Here is a 12,655-nt window from a genome sequence, read left to right as displayed (position 1 = left end):
TTAATCAGCGAGTCAGCTTGGGAAGAAATGACCTGCTTATTCGCACCTTCCCTAAACCATCAATCTTACCGTACAGCCCTGAGTCGATAACCTCGACCGGTTTATTCGGTAACAGACGTTGAATTTCTGGCAACATGTAAGCGATCTGCGGACCCAGTAAAATAACATCTGCGGTCTGGCCTTTTTCGCCCGCCAGCGTTTCCGGGAACGCTTCGATCACCACCGGCACTTCATACTTTTCGGCCTGCGCACGCATCTTCGACACCAGCAGTGACGTTGACATGCCTGCAGAGCAGAACAGGTAGATATGTTTCTTTTCCATCATGATTTCCCTCTTTTATGACTACCTGCCGTCTCGCTATCACTCGACTCGCTCTCCTGGCTGACAGGTAATGTGCTGACTGTTGTTTATCGTTGGAGTGAGTATACGTAATGGTACAGAGGGGGGATAATTCTGCACAGGCCTAAATTGTCTCTCATTGACCTGGCTTGTTGACTACCTTCACATTTCAGGCAAATAATTCGCGCAAAGAAATAAGATTTACGTATGCATAAAAAAACCGGCCCAAAGGCCGGCTTGTTAACATCCTCAGGCAAGCAGGGTTACTGCGCCTTAGGTGCCTGCGGATCGGTATCATATTCTGCACAGGTCTGGTAACCGGAATTGATGACGTGACCGGTGTCATCCAGAGCAACAAAGTAGGTTTCTGCCTTACCATCACGTTGACCCAGGATATAGGTCTGGCAGGTACCACGCGCGTGGATCATGGTCACTTCTGACGAAGGCTTACCGGCAATCGCAGCCACCTGCGAACGGGTCATGCCTTTTTTGACATCTTTCACTACCGGCTGTGTAAACTGATCTTTGGTGCGATCGTAAGCCGTACACCCTGCCAGCATAGTCAGTACCGCCGCTGCGCTAAGAATTCCTGCTACGTTCTTGTTCATATTCCGTCCTCTTGTTTATCAGCGTGTTATCTAAGCATGGGATAAAAAGTACTATTGTTCAACTTTGCGAGTTACGCCAGACGAATTTCGGAAAATTCTAATAAAACAACGATAAGCTGCTAAAACGCTGCAAAATAGCGCACTCGAAACTGTGATCCTTGTCGTTTTACGCCTGAAGGGTTAGTTTTAACAGTTAACACATTCTGTTTATGGTCTGCATATGGAGGGCGTGATGGCTCTGCAACACGAGATTATTCAGGCGCTGGGCGCGAAGCCTGCGGTAGATGCAAATGAAGAGATCCGCCGAAGCGTTGATTTTTTAAAATCCTATTTAAAAACGAACTCGTTTCTGAAAACGCTGGTACTGGGCATCAGCGGCGGGCAGGACTCGACGCTGACCGGCAAACTCTGCCAGATGGCCATTTCAGAGCTGCGCGAAGGGACGGGAGATGAAGCGCTGCAGTTTATCGCCGTGCGTCTTCCGTATGGCGTGCAGGCAGACGAACAGGATTGTCAGGATGCCATCGCCTTTATCCAGCCAGACCGCGTACTGACGGTCAATATCAAAGGATCGGTGCTGGCGAGTGAACAGGCGCTGCGTGAAGCGGGCATTGAGCTGAGCGATTTTGTGCGCGGCAATGAAAAAGCGCGCGAACGTATGAAAGCGCAGTACAGCATTGCAGGCATGACCAAAGGCGTGGTTGTCGGGACCGATCACGCGGCAGAAGCCATCACCGGTTTCTTCACCAAATATGGCGACGGGGGCACCGACATTAACCCTATCTTCCGTTTGAACAAGCGTCAGGGTAAACAGTTGCTGGCTGCGCTGGGCTGCCCGGAGCATTTATACAAGAAAGCGCCAACGGCGGATCTGGAAGACGATCGCCCTTCCCTGCCGGATGAAGCGGCGCTCGGTGTGACCTATGACAACATCGATGATTATCTGGAAGGCAAGAAACTGGACGAGAGTATCGCGAAGATTATCGAAGGCTGGTATCTGAAAACCGAGCACAAACGCCGCCCACCCATTACCGTGTTTGACGATTTCTGGAAGAAATAAAAGCAAAACGGTAACCCAGGTTACCGTTTTTAATGTTTGCGCCCTCTCCCTTGGGAGAGGGTTGGGGTGAGAGCATCAGGCGACCCGGCTCTTTTTTAACCACCCCACACCTGCTACACTGTATACCTGAACAGTATATGGAGTCGTATGTGAGCAGGCGTCAATCTGCCCCGCGTCTGGAGTTTGAAGCGGCGGCTATCTATGAATATCCCGAACATCTCCGCCCCTGGCTTGAGGAATTACCTAAACAGCCGGGCGTGTACATCTTTCATGGCGAAAGCGACACTCTGCCGCTCTATATCGGCAAAAGCGTGAATATTCGCAGCCGGGTGCTGTCCCATCTGCGCACGCCGGACGAAGCCGCCATGCTCCGCCAGTCGCGACGCATCAGCTGGTATCCGACGGCAGGGGAAATGGGAGCGCTCTTACTGGAAGCCCGTCTGATCAAAGAGCAACAGCCGTTGTTTAATAAGCGTCTGCGCCGCAATCGTCAGCTCTGCTCGGTGCAGATAACCGCGGGCAAACCGCAGGTTGTCTATGCGCGCGACGTCGATTTTTCGCACGCACCGAATCTGTACGGCCTGTTCGCCAACAAACGTGCTGCGCTACAGGCGCTGCAAACGCTGGCGGACGAGCAGCAGCTTTGCTATAGCCTGCTGGGGCTGGAGGCCACCACCCGTGGACGCGACTGTTTCCGCTCTGCGCTCAAACGCTGTGCGGGGGCCTGCTGCGGCAAAGAGAGCGTCGAGGATCATCACGCCCGGCTTCTTGGCGGGCTGGCGGCCATCAGCGTGAAGTGCTGGCCATGGGAAGGGGCCGTTGCGCTAAAAGAGGTGGGAGAGACAATGACACAGTACCACATCGTTCATAACTGGTTCTGGCTGGGGGCGGTCGATAATCTGCAGGAGGCCGCCACCCTGTTACGCACACCCGCCGGCTTCGACCATGACGGCTACAAAATTCTCTGTAAGCCCGTGCTGACCGGCGAGTTTGACGTTATTGTGCTTAATGACCAGGCAGCCAGTTGATTTCGCTGAATAATAACCTGCCGTGCGATTCCAGCAAACGCAGGGTGTGGGTTCCCTCCTCCCAGCTCGCGCCCTGATCGGCTGTCAGCAATTTATCCCCCAGCTGCCACGCACCGCTTAAGACGAAGACCACACCCCCGCGTGAGCCAAAGGTAGTGAAGGTGCGGTCCGCCACCCGCACTTTCGCCTGGCAGCAATCCCGCCGGGTCATGATGTTGAAGTCCATCGACATCTGCCCGTCGCTTAACAGCGCTTTTACCGGCTGATCGCCGGAAAAACAAAAGGGCTGATGGTGCTTCAGGGTATGGCAAAACGCCTGACCGGCATCCAGCGTCAATTCCCCCCCTTCCAGCAGGGTGATAACCCGGTCAACACCGGGAAAGGAGGAGAATTCGCCATTGCTGGCGATGGTCGCAATGCTGGCACGCCAGAAAAAATCGCGCGTCGCGGGAGGAAAACAACAAATTTCGCGCGTCTCACCAGCACCATTGCGCCAGAGACTGACCGGCATTTTACGGATATCAAAGAACTCCATCACCACTCCTGAATGGCGCAACGAGCGCCAGGGCAAGGATATCGCTATCGTTGCTGTCTTGTTTGTTATGATTGAATAGTTACAGACGTAGTATCGGCAGCAGAGCGGGCAAGCCTTAGCCGGACGCTGATAAAAAATCTAACGTCATGAATTCTCTGAAGCGATGACAGGAGAATACCGCGCCTGTTGCGGCAGACAAGAGGGTAAGAAAGAAAAAACCGCCGGTCCTGTCCACAGCATTTGCGCTTTTGTAGACAGGATCCCGGCGGTCTTAAGAGAGTGAACCGATTATTCGGTTGGTGCTGGCATTTTACCTTCCATTGCCGGACGTTCTGTCAGACGCTTCTCAAAATTGGCATTAAATTGTTTTTTCTGTTCCGGCGTCAGAATGTTGTAGATCTTGTTCTGGGTTTCCATATGAGCCAGCATGCGGGCTTTATGCTGCTCAGCCATTTTGTCGATCTGCGCTTCGGCTTTTGCCTTATCGAAGCTGTCGCTGGCGATAATGTCATGCATCGCGCGGCGCTCTTCCAGCGGAGGACGTTTCATCTGGTCACGCTGGCTTTTCATGATGTCGCGGATCTGCTGTTTCTGCGCATCCGTCAGGTTCAGATCTTTGAACATCATCATCTCGTGCATACCCGGCTTGCCTTTGTGATGCATCATCATTTTGCCTTCAGCAGGCGCGGCAGTGGTGGTTGCGGTATCTGCGGCGAACGCCATGCTGGTAGCGCCCAGAGCCAGGGTAGAAGCAACAAACAGTGCAGTAAACTTACGCATAATTTATTTCCTTACTTTCAGTTATTCTTCGGCGCTATGCCGTGTTGACGAGATTAACTTTACGGGGTTTATCGTCAATTAGTCAGAGCAACGGTAAAACAATGAAAGTGTAAAAAACAAATTTTCGCCAAATATGGAGGAAATAAGGATAAAGCGTGGAGAGTTGCAACAAAAATATGCAATAAGCTGATTATTAAGAGATTGTGCAGAAGTATAACCAACTGCCGTTTAATAATAAAGCAATTATCCAGGAATATTCTGCAAAGAAAATGCGATCGCCTTAATCGCTAAGAATATAGTTTTAATATTCCCCTCCCGCAGACAGGAGGGGAAACGATCAGGACACTTTTTCCAGCATCAGCCCGGCCCGCAGACCAAAGGCCACAGACGGGTTGGGGAACAGCACATATTCGGTTGTTTTCTGCACCTCATAGCGCTCGTCGCCATCCTCCGCCAGTAATGCCCCCTTGCGAAACGGCGTAAAATTGAGCGTGTGGGCCGCCATATGTAGCTGGAAAGCCTCGCTACGGCGGGTGATCTGCTGCACAACCCGATAACGCTCGACGGGCTGGCTGGTATGCTCCGGCTCCGTCCCCCCCAGCAGCGCCCGCAGCGCAAAATGCGTCGGGGCAAAGCGCGTAAGATCGTTTTGCCCAAACGGCAGCGCTTTTCCCAGCTCCAGCGTGCAGGCCAGCGCGCCGAAGCGTTCGCAGGTAAAGTGCGTGAAGGTCCCCCCCGGCGACTGATGGAAGACCAGCGCTTCCAGTCCCGCATCCCCCAGCCAGCGCAGAAAATCTTCCTCCCAGGGCTGGTTACGCTGCGGCAGTACGCCAAAACGCACGTGATACGAGGCGCGGATCGCCGTATGCAGATCGAGATGCCAGCGCGATGGCCCCGCGTCGGTGAAAAAGGAGGTGACGATCTGCTCCAGCCACTGCGCCCGTGCCGTTTCATCACTTTGTGGGAATTGCGACCAGCGGCCACCGAACATGCGGTTGATGTCGCTCACCAGATAGCGTTTATTTTGCGCCAGCGCAGGCGGGTTTCCCAGAACCACCAGCAGACGGCAGTGCAGCGCGATCTCCCCGCTATACAACGCGCGCAGCAGCAGGTCGACAATCTCGACGGGCGCCGTTTCATTGCCGTGAATGCCGGTTGAGAGCAGAAGCGACAGTTCACTCCTGGCGGTCGGTGTCAGTTCAAGCACGCCGCGCCCCAGCCACCGCCAGTGGAATGAGGGCCCCTCTCCCTCACGTTGTGAGGGCGTTTCGTCGGCCAGCGTCAGCGCCAGTAAATTTTCCATAGCGCCTCCTTTAGCGCTGGAACGGGTAAACCGAACCCAGCTGCAGGATTGAGGTTAACGCGTCCAGCGCCTCGCGGCCTTCGCGCAGCAGCTGCGGGTCAACCAGATCGGCCTGCGTTAACCGGTCGCGATAGTAGCGGTCCACCCAGTCGTTCAGGGTGTTAAACAGCGTCTCATTCATCATCACTGCCGGGTTAACGGCCTGCATTTCGGCAGGCGTCAGGACCACGCGCAGGCGTAAACAGGCCGGACCGCCCCCGTTTGCCATGCTCTCGCGCAGATCAAAGACGCGCAGTTCCGCAATCGGGTTATCGGCTTTCACCAGTTCAGTCAGATAACGCCACACGCCCGGGTGATCGCTGGACTCCTGCGGCAGCACCAGCATCATGCTGCCATCGTCCCGGCTCAACAGCTGGCTGTTGAAGAGGTAGGTCTCAACCGCATCCTGCACGCTCACCGCCTGCGTCGGCACCTGAATCGGCGTAAACCCGGGCACGCGTTCATGCAGCGTGGCGAGGAGTTTCTCCTGATGGGCGAACGCCTGCTCGTGGCAGAACAGAACCTGGCGGTTAGAGACGGCAATCACGTCGTTATGGAACACGCCCTGGTCGATCACATGCGGGTTCTGCTGGGCAAAAATCACCTGCGACGGATTGACCTGATTCAGACGCGCCACAGCCTGGCTTGCCGCCAGCGTCTGGCGGGCCGGGTAGCGGGTTGGCGCAGAGTGGCCACCCTCTTCCCGCCCGTAAATAAACAGCTGTAACCCCGGTTCGCCGTAATCGCCGCCCAGACGGTTATGGTTGGCAGCACCTTCATCACCAAACATCGCCACCTGCGGCAGAGCCGGATGGACAGCAAAATGGGCGTCATTATGGAAAATGGCGCGCAGCACGCGCTCCGTGGTCTCCGCTTCGGTGGCACGGTGGAATTTGTTGTTCAGGTTCGCCACCGTCAAATGGACCTTGCCATCCAGCGTATCGGCAGAAGGTGCGACGGTCGCCGCGTTGGCCACCCACATTGAGGAGGCGGAACTCGCCGCCGAGAGCAGGTGTGGCGTCTGCGTTCCCGCTTTCTCCACCACCTGTTCATCAGTGCCGCTAAAACCAAGCTGACGTAACACCGCCAGGTTTGGACGCTCCTGCGGCGGGATCACCGCCTGCGGAAAACCCGCGTCCGATAGCGCCTTCATTTTCAGCAGCCCCTGCTTTGCCGCCAGTTTCGGGTTGGAGACCTGAAAACGGTGTTTCGTCGAGGCTTCATTACCAAAGGAGAGCCCGGCATAGTGGTGCGTCAGTCCCACCAGGCCGTCAAAATTGACTTCACGCGCTTTCATGGCGATCTCCCTGACTAAAATCCAGACCCGGACTCAGCGTTTCCGGCAGCGTCAGCGCGGGTGTTTCCAGGCTCGCCATCGGCCACGCGCAGTAATCTGCGGCATACCACGCGCTGGCGCGATGGTTCCCGGAAGCCCCTACGCCGCCAAACGGGGCGGTACTCGCGGCACCGGTCAGCGGTTTGTTCCAGTTAACAATCCCGGCGCGCGCTTCGAGCAGCAGCTGTTCAAATTTCTCGCGCTGCGGTGAAATCAGACCGCTCGACAGGCCGTAGCGGGTGTTGTTGGCCATCGCAATGGCACTGTCAAAATCGTCATAGCGCCAGACGCACAGCAGTGGTCCAAAGACCTCTTCATCCGGCACGTTGCTCGCGCCGCTCATCTCAACAATGCCCGGCGTCAGCAGCGACGTGCCCGGCTGAACCTGCTTCGGCTCCAGCAAGGTTTTCGCGCCGCGTGAGACATGGTCCTGCCAGGCTTTCAGAACGTTCAGCGCCGCCTGTTCGGAGATGAGCCCGCCGATAAACGGCTGCGGGTCGGCATCCCACGTCGCAGGCACCAGACGCGCGCTCACCTCTACCAGACGCCTGAGGAACGCATCGCCCTGCGCCCCGCGCTTCACCAGCAGACGACGCGCACAGGTGCAGCGCTGACCGGCAGTAATAAAGGCCGACTGGATGGTCAGGTGGACTGCCGCGTCCATATCATCAGGATCTTCCACAATGAGCGGGTTGTTCCCCCCCATCTCCAGCGCCAGAATTTTTTCCGGCTGCCCGGCCAGCTGGCGATGCAGCTGATAGCCCGTCCCGGCGCTGCCGGTAAACAGCAGGCCATCAATATCACTTAACGCGCTCAGCGCCTGGCCGGTTTCACGCCCGCCCTGCACCAGGTTCAGCACGCCCGGCGGCAAACCCGCCTGCTCCCAGAGCTTCACCACCACCTCACCGGTCAGCGGCGTTAATTCACTCGGTTTGAAAATGACGCTATTTCCCGCCAGCAGTGCGGGCACAATATGCCCGTTTGGCAGATGCCCCGGGAAGTTGTAGGGGCCAAACACCGCCAGTACGCCGTGGGGGCGATGGCGCAGCGTGGCCGCGCCGTCAGCCATTTCGGTATGCTGCTCGCCGGTGCGGGTATGGTACGCCTTTACCGAGATGGCGATTTTGTTGATCATCGCCGTCACTTCAGTCGCCGCTTCCCAGCGTGGCTTGCTGGTCTCCAGGGCGATCGTGCGGGTCAGCTCGGTTTTATTCGCTTCCAGCAGAGAGGCAAACTTTTCGACAATCCCCTGGCGCACAGTGAACGGCTGTTTTGCCCACGCCGGAAACGCGCGGCGCGCGGCGTGGCAGGCCTGTTCAACCTGCCCGGCGCTGGCATCATTACCTTTCCAGAGCACCTCGTTGCCGACCGGATTGGTCTTCACTCGCTGTTCGCCTTCGCCCGTTACCCAGTCTCCGTTGATCCATAAAGTCATGCTGTTTTCTCCTCAGGGCAGAGTCGCACCAGGCGAACCGTATCGCCGGCATTACATTTCAGGGCATCCAGTTCTGCAGCCGTTAGCACCAGACGTTCACATTTCGGGTTGGTACGCACCAGCATGGCGCGGAAGTTGGTGTAATTTTCGTTCGCCACCAGGCACGCCGGCCAGTCACCCGGCGCGGGCTGACCTTCAGAGACGTCAACCAGTCGGCTTTTACGGATCGCGCGCACGCGGTCGATGTCGCACTCCAGCGTCGGCCCGCCGTCAAAGATGTCGACATAGTTACGGTAGCGGAAGCCTTCTTTCTCCAGCACCGCGCGGGCAGGTGCAGTTTGCGGATGGACTTCGCCAATTACCGCCTGTGCTTCCGGGGTTAAGAAATGGGTATAGATAGGGTGTTTCGGCATCAGCTCAGCGATAAACGCTTTCTGTCCGGTGCCGCACAGATAGTCTGCCCGGCTGAACTCCATCGAGAAGAAACGCTCGCCCAGGCTCTCCCAGAACGGCGAATAGCCTTTATCGTCGATCACACCGCGCATTTCGGCCACCACCTTTTCGTTAAAACGATCGCGGAAAGCGGCCATAAACATAAAGCGCGATTTGGAGAGCAGATACCCGTTGCCCTCTTTACGCCACGCCGGATCAAGGAACAGCGTGCAAAGCTCGCTGGCACCGGTGTGGTCATTACAGAGAAACAGCGTCGGCAGCGCGTTATAGACGTTCAGCTCTTTTGAGGCATGAACCATGGTGCCCACGCGGTAGTTGTACCACGGGTCGTTAAGACCAACGGCCACTTCGATGGCGCAGATCCCGGCTACGGTCCCCGTGTCGGTATCTTCCAGCACGAACACATAGCCCTGTTCGCTTTTTGGCAACGTCCCCTGCCAGGTTTGCAGGGCGCGCTCAATGCGCGCCGACAGCGTTTTTTCATCGGCAGGAAGCGAGGTCAGCCCGCCCCCCGTCTTACCGGCAAGCCGCATGAGCCCGGCGAGATCGCCGCGCTCAACGGGACGGATGACCATCATGATGACACCCCGGATTTCACACGTTCACAGGCCAGCGCAAAACGGTCTAAACCGGTGCTCACCTCTTCCTCGCTGACAATCAGCGCAGGGGCAAAACGCACCACGTTGGCACCGGCAATCAGCACCATCACGCCCTGTTTCGCCGCTTCCTGTGAAATAAGTTTAGCTTTTCCGGCAAACTCCGGCGTCAGTTCGCAGCCAATTAACAGCCCCAGGCCGCGAATCTCTTTAAACAGACCGGTCTTGCTGTTAATGGCGTTCAGACGCTCCACAAACCAGTCGTGACGCTGTTTAACCCCCTTCAACACTTCCGGGGTATTGATGATATCCAGAACCTGTCCGGCCACGGCCGTTGCCAGCGGGTTACCGCCATAAGTGGTGCCATGCGTGCCCACGACCATTACGCTGGCGAATTTATCGGTGGTCAGCATCGCGCCAATCGGGAAGCCGCCGCCCAGCGCTTTCGCCGTTGAGAGAACGTCCGGCGTTACGCCGTAGAGCATATACGCATACAGCTCACCGGTACGGCCTACGCCGGTCTGCACTTCATCGAAAATCAGTACCGCGTTGTGACGGTCGCACAGTTCGCGCAACCCTTGCAGGAACGCTTTCTGTGCGGGCAGCACACCGCCTTCTCCCTGCATTGGCTCAACGATCACCGCGCAGGTGGTGTCGTCGATCAGCTCGCGGGCTGACTGCAGATCGTTATACACCCCGTGGCGGATATCCGGCGGCAGCGGCGCAAAGTCCTGCGAGTAGGACGGCTGCCCCCCTGCGCTGACGGTAAAGAGCGTGCGGCCATGGAACGCGTTCTTAAAGGCCACAATCCCGTTCTTGTGCACACCGAATTTATCGTGCGCATATTTGCGTGCCAACTTCAGCGCCGCTTCGTTTGCCTCCGCGCCCGAGTTGCAGAAAAAGACTTTCTCCGCAAACGTCGCGTCGATCAGTTTTTTCGCCAGACGCAGCGCCGGTTCGTTGGTATAGCCGTTCCCGGTGTGCCAAAACTTCGCCGCCTGGTCGTTTAACGCCTGGCGCAGCGCCGGGTGTGCATGGCCCAGCGCGTTAACCGCAATGCCGCCCGCAAAGTCGATATACTCTTTACCCTGCTGATCCCACAGGCGCGAGCCTTCCCCACGAACCGGAATAAAAGCCGCCGGAGCGTAAACCGGCATCATCCATTCATCGAAATTTTCACGCGTAATTGACAGAGACATAGCGACCTCATCCGGTAAATAAAAGGTTATTTGAATGTTAAATAATTGAGTGTTTGCACTGTGAATGTAGATTGCAGCCTTCGTGCCAGCCAGCGATAAAAATGCATAAACGGGTGGGGGTAACAGAATATCAATAAGTTACAATATGGAGTTATTCACTGTTAGTGCATAAAAAGTGAATATTTTTACGACAAGCGGCGCTTTGCCGCATGAAAATCAGAAAGAGTATGCAGAGGCCAAATATAATTCTGGAATTGTGATCGCTCGCGAAATTTATCGGCCATTTACGCCCCTTTTAAGGGCGAAGCGCGTCAGAATGGTGCAAATATTGCACCGTTGGCATTATCTGTCGCAGTTATTGGTCAATCCCCGTAACAGACGACGCAAATTCTGCTACCATCCATGCACTATTCACCTTGCACTGGCAGCGACTATGAAATTTGTCTCTTTTAATATCAACGGCCTGCGTGCCCGCCCTCACCAGCTTGAAGCGATTGTTGAACAACATCAGCCTGATGTGATCGGCCTGCAGGAGACAAAAGTTCACGACGATATGTTCCCCCTCGAAGAGGTGGTGAAACTGGGTTACAACGTCTTTTATCACGGGCAGAAAGGGCATTACGGCGTTGCCCTCCTGACCAAAGAGACGCCGGTTTCCGTCCGCCGCGGCTTCCCGGGTGATGGCGAAGAAGCGCAGCGCCGGATCATCATGGCGGAAATTCCTTCAGCGCTCGGCAATATCACCGTGATCAACGGCTATTTCCCGCAGGGGGAGAGCCGTGACCATGAGACCAAATTCCCGGCGAAAGCGAAGTTTTATCAGGATCTGCAGGATTACCTGACCACCGAACTGAAAAAAGAGAATCCGGTGCTGATCATGGGCGACATGAATATTAGCCCGACCGATCTGGATATCGGCATTGGTGAAGAGAACCGCAAACGCTGGTTGCGCACCGGCAAATGTTCATTCCTGCCGGAAGAGCGCGAGTGGATGGATCGCCTGCTGAGCTGGGGTCTGGTGGATACCTTCCGCACGGCTAACCCGGACACCCAGGATCGCTTCTCATGGTTCGATTACCGCTCAAAAGGCTTTGATGACAACCGCGGGCTGCGCATAGACCTGCTGCTGGCAAGCTCCCCGCTGGCGGAACGCTGCATTGAAACCGGGATCGACTACGATATCCGCAGCATGGAAAAACCGTCGGACCACGCGCCGGTGTGGGCGAAATTCAAGCTGTAACCCCGTGTGAACATTCGAAAAATTGTCGTACTGTGCGCCCTGCTGGGCGCCTTTATGCTGACGTGGCTCACTCTTCCTCCGGGCACGCTCTCTCTTGAAACCGTCAAAACGCATCAGCAGACCTTGCTCGCCAGCGTCGAACACGCCCCGCAGCAAAGTGCGCTGATCTTTTTTGCGCTCTATGTGGTGGTTTCCGCCCTGTCTATCCCCGGTGCCGCGATACTGACCCTGCTGGGCGGCGCGCTGTTTACGCTGTGGAAGGGGACGCTGCTGGTGTCGTTTGCCTCCACGCTCGGCGCCACGCTCGCAATGCTCGCCAGCCGTTATCTGCTGCGCGACTGGGTTCAGCGACGGTTTGCCCAACAGATGAAAACGGTGAACGCCGGGATGGAGCGTGACGGCGCAGGGTATCTATTCGCCCTGCGCATGATGCCGTTGTTCCCGTTTTTTCTGGTCAATCTGCTGATGGGGCTGACCCGCATTGGGGTGCGTCGGTACTGGTGGATCAGCCAGCTCGCCATGCTGCCCGCAACAGTTATCTTCCTCAACGCCGGCCGCGAGCTGGGAAAAATCACCTCGCTGCGCGATATTCTGTCGCCGGGCATGCTGTTAGCCTTTACACTACTGGGGTTATTACCGCTGATGAGCCGATGGCTGTTTTCCCGACTCCCCTCTTCGTTTAAAAAGTGAGGCATTATGCGCC

General features: G+C 56.3%; 13 protein-coding genes. 4 read left to right on the top strand and 9 right to left on the bottom strand.

Annotated elements, in window-relative coordinates; all coding sequences use genetic code 11:
* Positions 1–4: 4 nt before the first annotated feature.
* A complete protein-coding gene (locus HX884_RS10560) occupies positions 5–322 on the bottom strand; it encodes a PTS sugar transporter subunit IIB (protein WP_178328121.1) in 318 nt (105 codons plus the stop codon).
* 281 nt (positions 323–603) lie between these two features.
* Positions 604–948, bottom strand: a complete 345-nt coding sequence (gene osmE / locus HX884_RS10555) for an osmotically-inducible lipoprotein OsmE (protein WP_003857836.1) — start codon at positions 946–948, stop codon at positions 604–606.
* A 232-nt stretch (positions 949–1,180) separates the two neighbouring features.
* Here osmE and nadE point away from each other — a divergent pair, with 232 nt between their 5' ends.
* Both nadE and cho read left to right on the top strand, forming a co-directional pair.
* On the top strand, positions 1,181–2,008 hold the full coding sequence (nadE, locus tag HX884_RS10550) for an ammonia-dependent NAD(+) synthetase (protein WP_178328118.1): 828 nt from the start codon (positions 1,181–1,183) through the stop codon (positions 2,006–2,008).
* Between the two features lie 149 nt (positions 2,009–2,157).
* Positions 2,158–3,036: an excinuclease Cho gene (cho, locus tag HX884_RS10545; RefSeq protein WP_211944446.1), complete on the top strand. Its 879-nt coding sequence runs from the start codon at positions 2,158–2,160 to the stop codon at positions 3,034–3,036.
* Here the strand turns inward: cho and ves are convergent.
* From ves to HX884_RS10510, 7 genes are all read right to left on the bottom strand, one after another.
* The gene (ves, locus tag HX884_RS10540; protein WP_178328116.1) at positions 3,014–3,571 is read right to left on the bottom strand and encodes an environmental stress-induced protein Ves; all 558 of its coding nucleotides are present in this window, start codon (positions 3,569–3,571) and stop codon (positions 3,014–3,016) included. The two genes, cho and ves, sit on opposite strands and share 23 nt — an antisense overlap.
* Positions 3,572–3,859: 288 nt before the next feature.
* Positions 3,860–4,351: an ATP-independent periplasmic protein-refolding chaperone Spy gene (spy, locus tag HX884_RS10535; protein ID WP_014831529.1), complete on the bottom strand. Its 492-nt coding sequence runs from the start codon at positions 4,349–4,351 to the stop codon at positions 3,860–3,862.
* A 337-nt stretch (positions 4,352–4,688) separates the two neighbouring features.
* A complete protein-coding gene (astE, locus tag HX884_RS10530) occupies positions 4,689–5,654 on the bottom strand; it encodes a succinylglutamate desuccinylase (protein WP_178328115.1) in 966 nt (321 codons plus the stop codon).
* A 10-nt stretch (positions 5,655–5,664) separates the two neighbouring features.
* Entirely contained in the window at positions 5,665–6,990 is a 1,326-nt protein-coding gene (astB, locus tag HX884_RS10525; protein ID WP_178328114.1) for an N-succinylarginine dihydrolase, read from the bottom strand.
* Entirely contained in the window at positions 6,977–8,464 is a 1,488-nt protein-coding gene (gene astD / locus HX884_RS10520) for a succinylglutamate-semialdehyde dehydrogenase (RefSeq protein WP_178328113.1), read from the bottom strand. The genes astB and astD overlap by 14 nt, the downstream gene beginning before the upstream one ends.
* Positions 8,461–9,495 (bottom strand): arginine N-succinyltransferase, encoded by a 1,035-nt coding sequence (gene astA, locus HX884_RS10515; protein ID WP_178328112.1) that lies wholly within the window; start codon positions 9,493–9,495, stop codon positions 8,461–8,463. The genes astD and astA overlap by 4 nt, the downstream gene beginning before the upstream one ends.
* On the bottom strand, positions 9,492–10,712 hold the full coding sequence (locus HX884_RS10510) for an aspartate aminotransferase family protein (RefSeq protein ID WP_178328111.1): 1,221 nt from the start codon (positions 10,710–10,712) through the stop codon (positions 9,492–9,494). The genes astA and HX884_RS10510 overlap by 4 nt, the downstream gene beginning before the upstream one ends.
* Positions 10,713–11,145: 433 nt before the next feature.
* Between HX884_RS10510 and xthA the strand changes: the two genes are divergently transcribed.
* Both xthA and HX884_RS10500 read left to right on the top strand, forming a co-directional pair.
* Positions 11,146–11,952, top strand: coding sequence for an exodeoxyribonuclease III (gene xthA, locus HX884_RS10505; RefSeq protein ID WP_013097033.1), 807 nt, complete (start codon positions 11,146–11,148; stop codon positions 11,950–11,952).
* A gap of 6 nt (positions 11,953–11,958) precedes the next feature.
* Entirely contained in the window at positions 11,959–12,642 is a 684-nt protein-coding gene (locus tag HX884_RS10500) for a TVP38/TMEM64 family protein (protein WP_178328110.1), read from the top strand.
* Positions 12,643–12,655: the final 13 nt, after the last annotated feature.

The sequence above is a fragment of the Enterobacter sp. SECR19-1250 genome (assembly GCF_013391025.1).
Lineage (GTDB): Bacteria > Pseudomonadota > Gammaproteobacteria > Enterobacterales > Enterobacteriaceae > Enterobacter > Enterobacter cloacae.
Note: the sequence above shows the minus strand (reverse complement) of the source record. Positions and strands in the feature narration are given on the sequence as shown.